Annotated in this window: 13 protein-coding genes; 1 reads left to right on the forward strand and 12 read right to left on the reverse strand. The window is 48.3% G+C overall.

Features of this window, described 5'->3' with window-relative positions; genetic code table 11:
• Window positions 1-34: 34 nt before the first annotated feature.
• From ACR0QE_RS05015 to ACR0QE_RS05045, 7 genes are all read right to left on the reverse strand, one after another.
• On the reverse strand, window positions 35-1,537 hold the full coding sequence (locus ACR0QE_RS05015; RefSeq protein WP_432627270.1) for an N-6 DNA methylase: 1,503 nt from the start codon (window positions 1,535-1,537) through the stop codon (window positions 35-37).
• 451 nt (window positions 1,538-1,988) lie between these two features.
• The gene (gene recD2 / locus ACR0QE_RS05020) at window positions 1,989-4,319 is read right to left on the reverse strand and encodes an SF1B family DNA helicase RecD2 (RefSeq protein WP_432627271.1); all 2,331 of its coding nucleotides are present in this window, start codon (window positions 4,317-4,319) and stop codon (window positions 1,989-1,991) included.
• 99 nt (window positions 4,320-4,418) lie between these two features.
• Window positions 4,419-4,976, reverse strand: coding sequence for an elongation factor P (efp, locus tag ACR0QE_RS05025; protein WP_177977561.1), 558 nt, complete (start codon window positions 4,974-4,976; stop codon window positions 4,419-4,421).
• Window positions 4,977-5,086: 110 nt separating this feature from the next.
• On the reverse strand, window positions 5,087-5,590 hold the full coding sequence (locus ACR0QE_RS05030; protein ID WP_432627272.1) for a YqeG family HAD IIIA-type phosphatase: 504 nt from the start codon (window positions 5,588-5,590) through the stop codon (window positions 5,087-5,089).
• Between the two features lie 56 nt (window positions 5,591-5,646).
• Window positions 5,647-6,117 carry a transcriptional regulator NrdR gene (gene nrdR, locus ACR0QE_RS05035; protein ID WP_432627273.1) on the reverse strand — a complete coding sequence of 157 codons (471 nt, stop codon included), beginning with the start codon at window positions 6,115-6,117 and terminating at the stop codon, window positions 5,647-5,649.
• Window positions 6,118-6,266: 149 nt separating this feature from the next.
• Complete coding sequence (locus ACR0QE_RS05040; RefSeq protein WP_432627274.1) at window positions 6,267-6,539, reverse strand: PRC-barrel domain-containing protein; 273 nt, start codon at window positions 6,537-6,539, stop codon at window positions 6,267-6,269.
• Between the two features lie 108 nt (window positions 6,540-6,647).
• Window positions 6,648-7,589 (reverse strand): carbohydrate kinase family protein, encoded by a 942-nt coding sequence (locus tag ACR0QE_RS05045; protein ID WP_432627275.1) that lies wholly within the window; start codon window positions 7,587-7,589, stop codon window positions 6,648-6,650.
• Between the two features lie 261 nt (window positions 7,590-7,850).
• Here ACR0QE_RS05045 and ACR0QE_RS05050 point away from each other — a divergent pair, with 261 nt between their 5' ends.
• Window positions 7,851-8,849 (forward strand): hypothetical protein, encoded by a 999-nt coding sequence (locus tag ACR0QE_RS05050; protein ID WP_432627276.1) that lies wholly within the window; start codon window positions 7,851-7,853, stop codon window positions 8,847-8,849.
• A 59-nt stretch (window positions 8,850-8,908) separates the two neighbouring features.
• On the opposite strand, the gene ACR0QE_RS05055 is transcribed toward ACR0QE_RS05050, so the two are convergent.
• The 5 genes from ACR0QE_RS05055 to gap all read right to left on the reverse strand — a co-directional run bounded on the left by ACR0QE_RS05055 (window position 8,909) and on the right by gap (window position 14,337).
• A complete protein-coding gene (locus tag ACR0QE_RS05055; protein WP_432627277.1) occupies window positions 8,909-9,601 on the reverse strand; it encodes a response regulator in 693 nt (230 codons plus the stop codon).
• Entirely contained in the window at window positions 9,594-10,643 is a 1,050-nt protein-coding gene (locus ACR0QE_RS05060) for a sensor histidine kinase (RefSeq protein WP_432627308.1), read from the reverse strand. Before ACR0QE_RS05060 ends, ACR0QE_RS05055 begins: the two co-directional genes overlap by 8 nt.
• Window positions 10,644-10,977: 334 nt before the next feature.
• On the reverse strand, window positions 10,978-11,730 hold the full coding sequence (gene tpiA / locus ACR0QE_RS05065) for a triose-phosphate isomerase (RefSeq protein WP_432627278.1): 753 nt from the start codon (window positions 11,728-11,730) through the stop codon (window positions 10,978-10,980).
• Between the two features lie 151 nt (window positions 11,731-11,881).
• Window positions 11,882-13,108 (reverse strand): phosphoglycerate kinase, encoded by a 1,227-nt coding sequence (locus ACR0QE_RS05070; protein WP_432627279.1) that lies wholly within the window; start codon window positions 13,106-13,108, stop codon window positions 11,882-11,884.
• A 197-nt stretch (window positions 13,109-13,305) separates the two neighbouring features.
• A complete protein-coding gene (gap, locus tag ACR0QE_RS05075) occupies window positions 13,306-14,337 on the reverse strand; it encodes a type I glyceraldehyde-3-phosphate dehydrogenase (protein ID WP_432627280.1) in 1,032 nt (343 codons plus the stop codon).
• Window positions 14,338-14,421 lie beyond the last annotated feature (84 nt).

Below are 14,421 nucleotides of genomic sequence, written 5' to 3' on the forward strand. Positions count from 1 at the left end.
ACAAATCCGAATTTAATTTTTCCAAATAGCATTATTACAGCCCCAAAAGCTGTGATAATGCTTCCATTTCTTCACTTATCTTTGCTTCCAGCTCTCGCAAATCAGTCATAATCTCTTCAGTTGAAGGATACTCAACTGGAACATACTCGACTTTCTTATACTTGTTGATGGAAAGCTCATAATTGTTTTCAACGATTTCCTCTTTTGGAACGAAGAAGCTCTGCTCGGTGCGCTCTCGATCTGCTTCTGCATCTAAATTATGGAAGCGTGCAATAATATCAGGAATATCGTTTTCCTCAATCTCATTTCGCTTATCATCTAAACTACGTCCATCTGCTTTCATATCGTAAAACCAGACTTTATCGGTTCCACCATGTCCTGTCTTTGTGAAAATCAAAATAGCAGTGGAAACTCCTGCATACGGTTTGAACACACCAGACGGCATAGAAATGACTGCTTCCAGTCTGTTATTTTCGATGATTTCCTTGCGAATTGCCTTATGTGCTGTGGAAGAGCCAAATAATACGCCATCTGGAACGATACATGCACATCTTCCGCCCACTTTAAGCATTCTCAAAAAGAGTGTCAGGAACAATAATTCTGTCTTTTTCGTTTTGCATACTTTCAGCAAATCTGCGGATACAATATCGTAATCCAGACTACCTTTGAAAGGCGGATTTGCTAAAATCAGGCTATATGCCTCTTTATCCGAGTTCTGATCACTTAAACTATCACGATACTCAATCGACGGATTATCTACCCCATGTGTCATCATGTTCATCGCAGCGATACGAAGCATGGTTCGATCCATATCAAATCCATGGAACATGTGATTCATATAGTGATCTTTATTTTCTTTCTTTAAGAGCACTTCCTGCTTACGATTTTTTCTTAAATAGTCACCTGCTTCTACTAGAAAGCCTGCTGTACCACAAGCAGGATCACAAATTACATCGTCTGCTTTCGGTTGCATCAGCTCCACAATCATTTTAATAATGTGTCTCGGAGTACGGAACTGACCATTTACACCAGCTGTTGCAAGTTTAGAAAGAAGATACTCATAAATATCACCACGGGCATCCATATCTTTCAACTGTGCTACCTGTTCGTAAATTCCATCCATCGCATTTACAATTTTATCCAGCATTAATGCAGTTGGAATCTTGAAGATTGCATCGCCCATATATTTTGCATATGCACTATCTTTGTCTCCATGAAGATTCTTTATAAACGGAAAAACCATTTCCTGCATCGTTGCGTACATCTGTGTTGCAGGAAAATCATGAAATACACTCCATTTCAGCTGATTGCCATTAACTACGCGATCACCGATCTGAACATTTTCTTTAAAGACACTTGTATAAGGCAATCCCAGCATCAATGCTTCTTTCGCATGACGGTTATCTGTCTCATCCAAATCGTGAATAAACATCAAATACGTCATCTGTTCAATTACATCTAATGGATTCGTCAATCCACCTGTCCAGAAAATTTCCCATAAACTATCAATCTTACTTTTCAGTTCTCCTGTTACCATCTAACTGTGCCCTTTCTCGTACTTCATCTATAATCTCTTTTGGAGCAAATCAAATTTATTTTACCATTATTTTTCTTTTCCTTGTTAATTTTTTTAATGTTTTTTACGCAATCAAAATAAAACCTCTCACTTTAATATTGCCAAATCAACTAAGCAGGCGCAGGGGTGGCAGGGAATCCAATGCGAACCCGTGCGAAGCGCCGGTGTTTAGACCGCGTATTTTGCGGTCTTACGCACCGCTGCGCTGAGCCCGGAGTGAGAACGAGTTCGCATGGACTTCTCCTGCCTGCCACTGCGTCTCATAAAGACAAATAAATTTTATATCACTATTTTTATCCAATGCAATCTTATCAAGAAATATCTTCCAAAATAAGAATCTCAAATTCTTTTAAGCTATTTCAAGAATCTCAAACCTAGCTATCAAAACCTATATAAAATCAACATCCTATATTTAAAAGCTCCAATTTTCCCCAAACTCTTCACTCGGAAACTCCCCCATCAAGAACGCATCCCCACTCTCCCGCAACCGCATCTTCAAATGCGTATTGCGTTTCGTGACGGTCACATTTCGTACTGCATATGCTAGCGCCTTCTTCGTTCCGACAATCACGAGCACCTTCTTTGCGCGGGTGATTCCTGTGTAGATCAGATTACGCTGGAGCATCACAAAGTGATTCATCAGCACCGGCATCACGACAATCGGATACTCGGAGCCCTGCGCCTTATGGATCGTCGTCGCGTAAGCGTGCACAAGCTCGTCCAGTTCCGACGACTCGTAAGAGACGATCCGCCCGTCAAAATCAACACTGAGCACTCTGCTTTGCATATCCACGGACACGATGAGTCCGATATCCCCGTTGAAGACTTCTTTCTCGTAATTGTTCCGGATCTGCATCACCTTGTCATTGACGCGGTAGGCATATCCGCTCCGGAAAAGCTGATCGCCCTGCGGATTTAAAGCTTCCTGAAGCATTAGATTCAATTTTGCGGCCCCGACGACTCCGCGCTGCATCGGTGTGAGCACCTGGATCTGCGACGATGGCACCGCATAATACCTCGACAGCTTTGTCTTGACGAGATTCACGACTTCCGCTGCCGCCTCCTCCGGATCTTCCTTCGACGTGAAGAAGAAATCCGTGTCCGCCCCGTTTGAGAGATCCGGCATCTGCCCCTGATTGATCCGGTGCGCATTCATGATAATCCGGCTGCTGAGTGCCTGTCTGAAAATCCGTGTCAGGCGGATCACCGGAACTGTCCCGGAATCCATGATATCGCGCAGGACGTTTCCCGCACCGACAGATGGAAGCTGGTCAATATCTCCGACGAGAATCAGGCGCATCCCAAGCGGAATTGCCTTTAGCAGCGAGTTCATCAGCACAATGTCGATCATTGAACACTCATCGACGATCAGCACATCACCCTCAAGCGGATTTTCCTCATTTTTCTGGTATCCCTCCGGCGGTTTGCACTCTAAAAGCCGGTGAATCGTCTTCGCCTCAAGTCCGGTCGCCTCGGTCATCCGCTTTGCCGCCCGCCCTGTCGGTGCCGCAAGCAGAATCTTTAATCCAAATGACTGAAACGCCGTGATGATTCCCTGTGTTGTCGTCGTCTTTCCCGTTCCCGGCCCACCTGTGAGTACCATGACTTTTGAGACTGCCGCCTGGCGGATCGCCTCGGTCTGCACCTCATCGTACTCCATATGGACGCGCTCCTGAATCTTTTTGACATCGACGGAGAGCTCTGTGTTTCCCGTCTTCTGCCTCGCCTGCATCAGGGAAGTCCAAAGACGATCCTTTGCCGGAGTCTGCGTCAACCGCCGGAGTCTTGATGCGACTCCTGTCTCTGCATAGTAAAATGGTGGGAGATAGATCGCTTCCTTCAAATCCCCTAAACCAAAATCCCCCAAACCACTAGAATCCCCATTATCCTCTCTCCACGCTTCACAGATCAGATCCTTCGCTTCCCGCATCTTCTCAATCGCCCCGGCAATGCACATCTCATCCGCCTCGAGAAGTTCTGTCGCCTTTTTGATCAGCTGTTCCCGCTCCGCATAGACATGCCCCTCATCTGCAAGTGCGCTGAGCGTGTACATGATTCCGCTCCGGATTCTCGCAAAATCATTTTTCTCAAATCCCAGCTTCTGCGCAATTCCGTCTGCGGTCCGAAATCCGATTCCCCAGATGTCATCTGCAAGGCGAAACGGATTTTCCTTTACGATCTGGATGCTCGCATTTCCGTACTGGCGATAAATTTTTGCCGCAAAGGAAGTGCTGACCCCGTGATCCTGAAGAAACAGCATGATGTTCTTGATCTCCTTCTGCTTCTCCCAGCTCTCGTGGATCATCTGGATCCGCTTCTTTCCGATTCCCTCCACTTCCAGCAGGCGGTTCACGTCGCTCTCGATGACCTCAATCGTCTCCGTCCCAAACGTCTGCACAATCCGCTTTGCAAACTTGGGACCGACTCCCTTAATCAGACCGGAACCGAGGTATTTCTCAATCCCGAAAACAGTTGCGGGCATCGTCTCCTCCCAGCTCTCTGCCGTAAACTGTCGCCCGTACCGGCTGTCAATCTTCCAGTTGCCATCAATCAGGAGAACCGAACCGACATTGACATCGAGAAGATTTCCGACGACGGTCACAAGATCTGTGTAATTCTTGACGGCACACTTCAAGACGGTATAACCGTTTTCCGGATTCTGGTAGGTAATTCGTTCCACGACGCCGCGGATCCGCATCGTTTTAAATCTTTCTCCGCCTGCTCTTTCTCCATTCTCTCCCATAAGCAAAATTCCTCACCCTTACAAAAAAGACCCTTCGGAAAACAACCTGTCTCCCAAAGGGTCTTTTTACATTTCTTTTAATCGGAGTCCAATTAAAAATTAAACTCTGGACAGATACTCGCCAGTACGGGTATCGATCTTGATCTTGTCTCCGTTGTCTACGAACAGCGGTACATATACGGTAGCACCAGTCTCTACGGTAGCCGGCTTGGTTGCACCCTGTGCGGTATCGCCCTTGAAGCCCGGCTCGGTGTTGGTGATCTCCAGCTCTACGAACAGCGGCGGCTCAACAGAGAATACCTTGCCGTTGTAAGAGCAGATCTTAACGGTCTCGTTCTCTTTCACGAACTTCAGAGCGTCACCGATTACGTCCTTAGCCAGAGCCATCTGCTCATAGTTCTCCATGTTCATGAAGTTGTACAGATCGCCATCCTCGTACAGATACTGCATATCTACACGGTCAATTCTTGCAGCCGGGAACTTCTCGGTCGGACGGAAAGTTCTCTCTACAACAGCTCCGGTCATAACGTTCTTAATTTTGGTTCTTACAAATGCAGCGCCTTTACCCGGTTTTACGTGCTGGAACTCTACGATCTGATAAACAGCTCCATCCATATCCAGGGTAATTCCGTTTCTAAAATCACCTGCTGAAATCATGTGATATTCCTCCTTGAATTTGCGTACTCGCTCATAATCTATCTTATTTTATAATAAACAGCTTGTTTTTTCAACTGTTTTTTTCGCGCATCCCCGATTTTCCCCGTCAATTAAGCCTTTTTTAGACTTTTCCTATAAAAATAAAGTACGATCGCCTCCAGATACCGTTTCAGGACGATCTGGATCTCCTCCTTCGGGTTGATCGGCTTCACGAGAATTCCGTAAATCCCGCTGCGGTTTGCCCCATACACGTCCGTAAAGAGCTGATCGCCGACAAAGATCGTATTCTTCTCATCGGTCCCCATCCGCTCCATCGCCTTCCGGTAATTCTTCACAGACGGTTTTCCCGCCTTGTAAATATACGGGGAATTCACCTGATCCGCGAACGATTTGACTCTCGGTTCCTTGTTGTTTGAGAGCAGACAGGTCTTCATTCCCATCGCATGCAGGCGTGAAAACAACGCGATTGCCCGGTCATCTGCAGGGGCACCATGAGGAACAAGAGTGTTGTCAATGTCAAAAACGGCACCTCGGATTCCTTTTTCGTACCACGATTCCCAGTCAATCTCGTAGGTGCTGTCGACCCACTCTTTCGGATAAAAACGTTCCAGCATGCTCTTCCCCTATTCTGCGTTCCTGTATTTGTACTTTTTTTGTACGGCTACTTTTTTTACTTATCCTGGCCTTCCTGCTTCTTTAACAGTTTTCCCAGTTCCTCCATGAATGTATTCACATCCTTGAATTCCCGGTACACAGATGCAAATCTCACATAAGCCACCTCATCGAGCTTCTGGAGTCTCGCCATCACAAGCTCTCCGATCACAGAGGTCTCGACTTCCTTCTCTTCCATATTGAAGATCTGATTTTCTATATCGTCAATCGCAGCATTGATCTGCTGGGTTGACACCGGACGCTTGTGACAGGAGTTGACAATCCCCGCCTCAATCTTGGAGCGGTCATACTCCTCCCGCGAGCGGTCTTTCTTGATCACCATAAGCGGCATGGTCTCTAATTTCTCATAAGTCGTAAAGCGCTTTCCGCAGGTCTCACACTGACGGCGGCGGCGAATCGAACTATTATCATCCGCCGGTCTTGAATCAATCACTTTTGTATCGGCAGCGCCGCAAAATGGACATTTCACTGATTGTCTCCCCTCTCTTTCGTCTCTCGGATTTCTACCAGTTTTTTCGGTTATTTTCTTTCTTCTCTACAAGTTTTTTCATTTTTTTGAATACTTTTTGAATAGCTTCATTTTACATGACCCTGCATAGATATGCAAGCGATTTTCCTTCACTTTCCGCCATTTTTGCACGGTTTTTCCGCATCTTTTGGCTTTTTCATTTCCACGAGAATCAAATCGTCCCCAATCTGTTTGACATCACCAAACGGAATCACATATTCTTTCTCGTGTCCGAAGATTCCACAGATACATCCCGCCTCCGGAACGATCAGATGGGTGATACAACCGGTCTTCGGATCAAAATCGAGATCTCCGACAAATCCGAGCCGTTTGCAGTCACAGATATTGACGACTTCCTTTCGTTTCAAGTCAGAAAAGCGCATAGAACCCACCTCATTTCTGGTGTATTCTATGCGCAGTTTTTTCCCGCAGTGTCTGTCAATGGCTCCACAGATTCGCAAATTTAAAAATTTAAAATCTGAACGATTTTCCTATCTCTCCGCACTGATGCCGAACTCTTCCGGCTGAAAGCGCGGGCAGACATTCTCAGAAGATGTGATCACGGATGCCGACAGTCTCGTTCCGATCTCCACCGCCTCAGCGAGTGTCTTTCCGTAAGTCAGCGCGCTTGCCGCACCTGCACAGAACGCATCTCCCGCACCTGTCGTATCTTTTACCGTCACCTTCTGTACCGGGCAGTATCCGCGGTTTCCCTGATCATCCGCATAGACAGAACCCTGAGCTCCCATCGTCACGATCATCGACGGAATCTTTGCCACTTTCAGGCGCTCCGTGAGAATCTCGCAGAGCTCATCCGGTGTCTTCTCACTGTAATCGTCGGCAAAAAAGATGCCTGCCTCAAGCTGGTTGCAGATAAAGCAGTCAAAGCTCTTGAGGAAATCCCGACGTTCAACGGCAATGCTCATGTTGCTGACCACGCCGTAGAGTTTCTTGTCATACTTCTCACACAGCTGAACCACTTTCTTGACAATCTCCTTGTCGATGTCCACCTCCAGAATCACAGAATCACAGTTCTCGATGATCTCATCCCCATTCTCCTCAAGAATCGAAAGAATCGGCATGAGGTCCGGGCGCTGGGAAATCGAACCTGCGAGATCTCCGCTGTTGTCAAATACTGCAAGCCAGGTTCCCATTCCATTCGGAATTGTCTTCATGTATTCTGTGTTTACCTTGTGATTCTTTAACTTGCGAATGACTGCCTCTCCGAGCGCAGAATCATCGACAATGCCAAGGAACGTCGGTCTCAGTTCCATATTTGCGATGTCTTCCACGACATTCCGGCTGACTCCGCCGTGGATATACTCGACACGTCCGGCATTTCTGCCGTCCGGAATATAGATATCATCCGGAAATCCCTTGATATCCACAAATACTGCTCCGAGAACTACGATTCCATTTTTACTTCCTGCCATTTTTTAACTTACCTGTTTCCCTTTCTTCCTCTTTTCGCGTATCTCTTGGTTGCCGCTTATGCGCCGATAAGCAGCAATATTTTTTACCTATATTTTTCCGCGTTTTTACGCTATTTTTCGCATAACACAGTGATGATAGCAGATTTTTTCTCTTTTGACCAGAGGATTTCCATAAATCTTTCGGATATCTTAAATCTTTTCTGGTCCCATTTTGGTATAATGGCACTAATATCAGCACGAATCATAAGGAGTGTAGGATTTATGCGCAGATTTTTAACGCTTATCATAACGATTCTGACACTCGGAATTCTTCTGACAGGATGCCAGCTCTTCTCCACTGCGGTTTCCTCTCCTTCCTCGAGACAAACAATCGCGGAACATTCTGCAAGAGTCGGTCACAGACATGACACTGACGAGAATTCCGACAGACCGTATCAGAATCCGGAACAAGATCCTAATCAGGATCTCAATCAGGATCAAAATGAAGATCGAAACAAGACGAAAAAGAATGCTTCCTCTGATCTGCCTTCCCAGATGGTCTATCTCGAGGAGAACTGTCTGCGTGCAACGGGACGCAAAGCTCATTTAAACGGCAGACACGCCACCCTCTCAATCACACATGTCATCAAGAGCAGTGAACGTCCCTCCTCGAACGGCGAGGCAAACTTTTCCTGCCTCGGCGCCCCGTGCATCATTCTCCACGAGGGAGCTGCTGCTGTTCGCGTGAACGGCCAGTATATGCTGTTTCTCGCCGATGACACGATTGAGTACGAGGGCATTTACAAAAAGAAAAAGGATGTCTCAAAAGACACCCTCAAATGGCTGCATTTCTATGACTCTCTCTCGGAAGCAGAGCGAAATGCAATCAATATGATCCCGTCTGAGCTTGCAGACGAGCTTCCTGAACGCTTCACGATGGAGACGGAAGCGATCGCTTCTCTCGCGGAAGATACTCCCTCCTACATCGCAGCCCTGACCGAAAAGGAACTGAATGAGACGGAAGATCTCGCGCAGTCCTACTACAATGAGTCCTCCTCCGACTGTGAGGGCGTCGATCAGATCTACCCGCTCGACGGAGATTTTTCTCTCTATCACAATGCCGGAATTGAGGCGGAGTACGGCCCGGGAAATCTGATCATCTACAAGATCATCACCGTCTCGGACCGGCGCTCCGGCAATTCCTACCACACGGTCAGCATCGCTCGCTCGAGCAAGTCCGGCGCGTGGAAGATCATCAACACCGGACAGCAGGGCAGCTGATTGCATTTCGATGCCACTCACCTAGACTTGCTTCCATTTTTCATTTTCGGCTTGATCTGCTATTCCCGCATCCGGTATCCCACGCCGATCTCCGTGTTGATGTAATGCGGTTCCGCCGGATTCTTCTCCAGTTTTCTGCGGATGTTCGCCATATTGACGCGCAAAATCTGGTTGTCCGTATCGGCGTAGGGTCCCCAGATCTCCTTGAGGATCAGATCATAGGTGAGGACTTTCCCCGCATTTTGGGCGAGCAGGGAGACGAGCTTGTACTCGATCTGGGTCAAATGCACCTCATTTCCATCGAGCGTCACAAGACGCTTGTCAAAATCGATCCGAAGACCATCACTCTCATAGACAGCAGCCCGCGGCTTGTCCGCGGTCTGAACGCTGTGGCGCAGTGCCGTGCGGATTCTCGCGAGAAGTTCCTCTGATCCGAATGGCTTCGTGATGTAATCATCGGCACCCGCATCGAGGGCAGCCACTTTCTCTCTCTCAAGGGTGCGCGCGGAGATCACGATCACCGGGATCGAGGCAAATTCTCTGACTTTGTGCAGGACATCCATTCCATCGATATCCGGAAGACCCAGATCCAGAAGAATCAGATCCGGCTGGTGGGACATGCAGAGAGAGAGACCGGACATTCCGTTCTGTGCACAGAGTGCCTTATATCCGTTGGAACTCACAATCGTCTCCATATAACTTCCAATCGTCTTTTCGTCCTCAATAATCAGAATCGTCGGTTTATTATTCATTCAACTTTTCCTCCTCAAGCGGTAATGTAAAAATAAACTCTGCTCCCCGGTCATGGTTGACGGCGCAGATTGTGCCATGATGCGCCGTGATGATCGTCTTGCAGATCGTCAGTCCGATTCCCATTCCCTTGTGGGAGTCCCCACTTGCATTTTTATCAATTCCTACACCGTCAAAGATCGTGTCCAGACGCGCCGGATCAATTCCTTTTCCGAAATCCCGGATATGAAAGACGGCATTCTCCTCTTCCTTCGTCACCCGGAATTCAATCTCATCCTCGACACCGGAATGGTAAACGGCGTTCTCAAGCAGATTGATGATCACCTGCTCAATCAGCATCGCGTCCATCGGAACCATCAGAAATTCATCCGGCACACTGACACGCACCTTCGCCTTTGGCAGGCGGCGTCTGAAACGCATCATCGCCTCGGACACAACCTCCTCGAGAGGTTCGGGGCTTGTGTTCATCTTCGCATCGCCCACCTGAATCCTCGTGACTGTGAGAAGATTTTCAACCATATTTAACAGCCAGTTTGCATCCTCCCGGATATTGGCGACCATCTCGCGCTTTTCACTCTCCGACATGTGATCTCCGCCCTCGAGATAGGCATTCGTCATTCCGATCATCCCGGTCAGGGGCGTGCGCAGATCATGGGAAACGGCACGCAGAAGGTTGGCACGCATCGTCTCTTTCTCTGCCTCGAGAAGCATCTTGTCGCGCTCTTTCAGGATCTGATTTTTCTGTTTCAGCTGGGTCGTCGTCACACTCGTGATCGAAGAGATGATCATCATTCCGCCAAATGTCACAAGATACCCGTCGATCGAAAAGTTCAGGCTCATGTAGGGATAAGTGAACGCAAAATTCACACAGAACACGCCGAGCAGGGAGGCAAGAATTCCTGCCACATATCCCGTTGTGCAGCGCGCAGTCAGCATCACCGCAAGCACATAGATAATCGACACACTGGCATCATTCTGTCCAAAATGGAGAAATGCCAGAGCTCCGAGTGTTGCCACCGACATAAAAAAACACACCACTCCCATATTTTTTGCATACTGTCTGTGGCGCTTCTTTTTCTCCCACTGCTTTTCCGTCAGCTTTTCTGCCAGTTTTTCATTTTCTGCGTACTTCTCTGCATACTTCTTTGCGTAGTTCTCCGCATGATACTCCCCAGAGCTCTCTGACCTCATTTTCCTGCAAATTTCTTGAACATGTTCTCGCAGTCTCTGTTTTATCTCATCGATTTTCGTGATGGAAAACTCCCCCTCTCCCCCAAAAGTAAATATGATAGGACGCAATTTCCTATAAAACAAAATCGGGGCAGGATGTCCTCCTGCCCCTTGAATTTTACTACACGGAAAAACAAGTGTAAATAAATTATTTGTTATAATTTACGATTGCGCCAAAGTCCGGTTTCAGAGATGCGCCGCCTACAAGACCACCATCGATGTCTGCCTGTGCAAACAGCTCCGGTGCACTCTTTGCAGAAACAGAACCGCCGTACTGGATGCGGATTGCTGCTGCGGTTGCCTCATCGTAGATCTCTCCGATGCATGCACGGATTGCTGCGCAAACTTCCTGAGCCTGCTCAGTCGTTGCAACCTTGCCGGTTCCGATTGCCCAGATCGGCTCGTAAGCGATGACAGCAGTCTTAGCCTGATCTGCGGTTACATTCAGGAAAGCAATCTTGATCTGCTGGCGGATCCAGTCGATCGTGATGCCCTGCTCTCTCTGTGTTAAGGACTCGCCGCAGCAGATGATCGGGGTCAGGCCATGCTCAAATGCCTTGAGCACTTTCTTGTTTACGGTCTCATCAGTCTCTGCGAAGTACTCTCTTCTCTCGGAATGTCCGATGATGACATACTTGACGCCTGCATCGGTCAGCATATTCGGGGAAATCTCGCCGGTGTATGCACCCTTCTCCTCAAAGTACATATTCTCAGCGCCGATCTGGATGTTGCTTCCCTTTGCAGCCTCGATTGCCGGAATGATGTCGATTGCCGGAACGCAGAATACAACGTCAACATCATCATTCTTTACCAGCGGTTTTAAGGTATCAATCAGGGCAACTGCCTCGCTCGGAGTCATGTTCATCTTCCAGTTGCCTGCTACAATTTTCTTTCTTCCCATGATGTTCTTCTCCTTCTATTCCCCACTATGCAATTCAGAGCCTCCCCCGTCCCGGGGAGTGAACGGGAAAACATACTTAAAAATATATTTTCTCATTCAGCCCCCGGATTCAGATGAGACTCCAAAAGCATCTTTATATACTCGGTTTTATTTATTCCTTATCGTCAGCTGCTGCTACGCCCGGAAGGGTCTTGCCCTCTAAGAACTCCAGGGATGCGCCGCCACCGGTAGAGATGTGGCTCATCTTGTCAGCGAAACCAAGCTGGTTTACAGCTGCTGCGGAATCACCGCCGCCGATGATTGTGGTTGCGTCGGTCTCTGCCAGAGCCTCTGCGACTGCGATCGTACCCTTTGCCAGAGTCGGGTTCTCGAATACGCCCATCGGTCCGTTCCATACAACGGTCTTTGCGGTCTTAACAGCCTCAGCGTACATCTCTGCGGTCTTCGGTCCGATATCCAGACCCATCTTGTCCTCAGCGATACCATCAGCAGATACAACCTCTACCTCGATCGGTCCATCGATCGGATCCGGGAATGCGCCAGCGGTAACAGCATCAACCGGAAGCAGAAGCTTCTTGCCGAGCTTCTCAGCCTTCTCCATCATCTCCTTGCAGTAGTCAAGCTTGGTGTCGTCTACCAGAGACTTACCAACGTTCTTGCCCTCAGCCTTTAAGAAGGTGAATGCCATACCACCGCCGATGATCAGGGTGTCGCACTTCTCAAGCAGGTTGGAGATTACGTTCAGCTTATCAGCAACCTTAGCACCGCCCAGGATTGCAACGAACGGACGAACCGGATTCTCAACTGCATTGCCCAGGAAGTCGATCTCTTTCTGCATCAGATAACCAACTGCGTTGGTACCACCCTTCTCGGTGATGTACTTGGTTACGCCTGCAACGGAAGCGTGTGCACGATGAGAGGAACCAAATGCATCGCATACATAGTCATCAGCCAGATCAGCCAGCTCCTTGCTGAACTCCTCGCCGTTCTTGGTCTCCTCAGCGCCGCGGAAACGGGTGTTCTGAAGCAGAACAACGTCGCCGTCATTCATCTTTGCAACAGCCTCAGTAGCTGCCTCTCCGGTTACATGGTAATCGGAAACGAAAACAACTTCCTTGCCCAGCTTCTCAGACAGACGCTTTGCAACCGGTGCCAGGGACTCACCCTCGTTCGGACCATTCTTAACTTTTCCGAGATGGGAGCACAGAATTACCTTTGCGCCCTCGCTGATCAGCTTGTTGATCGTCGGCAGAGCTGCCACGATACGGGTCTCATCGGTGATCTCGCCATTCTTTAACGGTACGTTGAAATCGCAACGAACCAGGACTCTCTTGCCTTTTACATTCTTTAAATCGTCAACACTCTTCTTATTTAACATAGCAGATGTCGCTCCTTCCACACAAAAAAATTGTTTTACAATAAAGCAAAAAAATTTCCTATGAGACAAAAAGAGGTCCGGCCCTCTTTGAGACCGGACCCCTTCATGAGTCTTCTTCGATTTCTCCTGCTCTCAAGCAGACTTCAGACATTTCTCATGTTCATGCCTGTCCGTCTGCTCAGTCTGCGTCGGTGAAATTAAGCCAGCTCTGCGAAGTACTTGATGGTACGAACCATCTGGCTGGTGTAAGAGTTCTCGTTATCATACCATGAAACAACCTGAACCTCGTACAGATCGTCTGCAATCTTGGAAACCATGGTCTGAGTTGCATCGAACAGAGAACCGTACTTCATACCGATAACATCGGAAGAAACGATCGGATCCTCGTTGTAGCCGAAGGACTCGCTAGCTGCTGCCTTCATTGCTGCATTGATGCCTTCCTTGGTTACGTCTGCACCCTTAACAACAGCGGTCAGGATGGTGGTAGAACCGGTCGGAACCGGAACACGCTGTGCAGAACCGATCAGCTTGCCGTTCAGCTCCGGGATAACCAGGCCGATTGCCTTAGCTGCGCCGGTGGAGTTCGGAACGATGTTTGCAGCGCCTGCTCTTGCTCTTCTCAGATCACCCTTTCTGTGCGGGCCATCCAGAATCATCTGGTCGCCGGTGTAAGCGTGAATGGTGCTCATGATACCGGACTGGATCGGAGCGTAGTCATTCAGAGCCTTTGCCATCGGAGCCAGGCAGTTGGTGGTGCAGGATGCTGCGGAAATGATGGTATCGTCAGCGGTCAGGGTCTTCTCGTTTACGCTGTAAACGATGGTCTTCAGGTCGTTACCAGCCGGAGCAGAGATAACTACCTTCTTAGCGCCAGCGTCGATGTGAGCCTGAGACTTCTCCTTGGAGGTGTAGAAGCCGGTGCACTCCAGAACTACATCAACACCGATCTCGCCCCACGGAAGATCCTTTGCGTCTTTCTCTTTATAAATTGTAATCTTCTTGCCATCTACGGTAATGGAGTCTTCTCCCGCCTCAACGGTGTGCTTGCCCTCGCCAATGTGACCAGCGTATCCACCCTGAGCGGTATCATACTTCAGCAGGTGTGCCAGCATCTTCGGATCGGTTAAGTCGTTGATTGCAACAACCTCGTAACCCTCTGCTCCAAACATCTGACGGAATGCCAGACGACCGATACGGCCAAAACCATTAATTGCTACTTTTACTGCCATGATGAAATCCTCCTGCTTGTTAAAAATTTAATGATTGTTAAATTATAATCAACCTGCCTCTATTCTACCCAATTCTCTATAAAA

It is taken from the genome of Brotaphodocola sp. (assembly GCF_050873065.1).
Classification (GTDB): Bacteria; Bacillota; Clostridia; order Lachnospirales; family Lachnospiraceae; genus Brotaphodocola.

Excerpts from the sequence above, each read along its gene's own strand:
- ACR0QE_RS05015 (WP_432627270.1), bottom strand. The coding sequence starts at position 1,537 with ATGGTAACAGGAGAACTGAAAAGTAAGATTGATAGTTTATGGGAAATT.
- recD2 (WP_432627271.1), bottom strand. The coding sequence starts at position 4,319 with ATGGGAGAGAATGGAGAAAGAGCAGGCGGAGAAAGATTTAAAACGATG.
- efp (WP_177977561.1), bottom strand. The coding sequence starts at position 4,976 with ATGATTTCAGCAGGTGATTTTAGAAACGGAATTACCCTGGATATGGAT.
- ACR0QE_RS05030 (WP_432627272.1), bottom strand. The coding sequence starts at position 5,590 with ATGCTGGAACGTTTTTATCCGAAAGAGTGGGTCGACAGCACCTACGAG.
- ACR0QE_RS05040 (WP_432627274.1), bottom strand. The coding sequence starts at position 6,539 with ATGCGCTTTTCTGACTTGAAACGAAAGGAAGTCGTCAATATCTGTGAC.
- ACR0QE_RS05045 (WP_432627275.1), bottom strand. The coding sequence starts at position 7,589 with ATGGCAGGAAGTAAAAATGGAATCGTAGTTCTCGGAGCAGTATTTGTG.
- ACR0QE_RS05050 (WP_432627276.1), top strand. The coding sequence starts at position 7,851 with ATGCGCAGATTTTTAACGCTTATCATAACGATTCTGACACTCGGAATT.
- ACR0QE_RS05055 (WP_432627277.1), bottom strand. The coding sequence starts at position 9,601 with ATGAATAATAAACCGACGATTCTGATTATTGAGGACGAAAAGACGATT.
- ACR0QE_RS05060 (WP_432627308.1), bottom strand. The coding sequence starts at position 10,643 with ATGGGAGTGGTGTGTTTTTTTATGTCGGTGGCAACACTCGGAGCTCTG.
- tpiA (WP_432627278.1), bottom strand. The coding sequence starts at position 11,730 with ATGGGAAGAAAGAAAATTGTAGCAGGCAACTGGAAGATGAACATGACT.
- ACR0QE_RS05070 (WP_432627279.1), bottom strand. The coding sequence starts at position 13,108 with ATGTTAAATAAGAAGAGTGTTGACGATTTAAAGAATGTAAAAGGCAAG.
- gap (WP_432627280.1), bottom strand. The coding sequence starts at position 14,337 with ATGGCAGTAAAAGTAGCAATTAATGGTTTTGGCCGTATCGGTCGTCTG.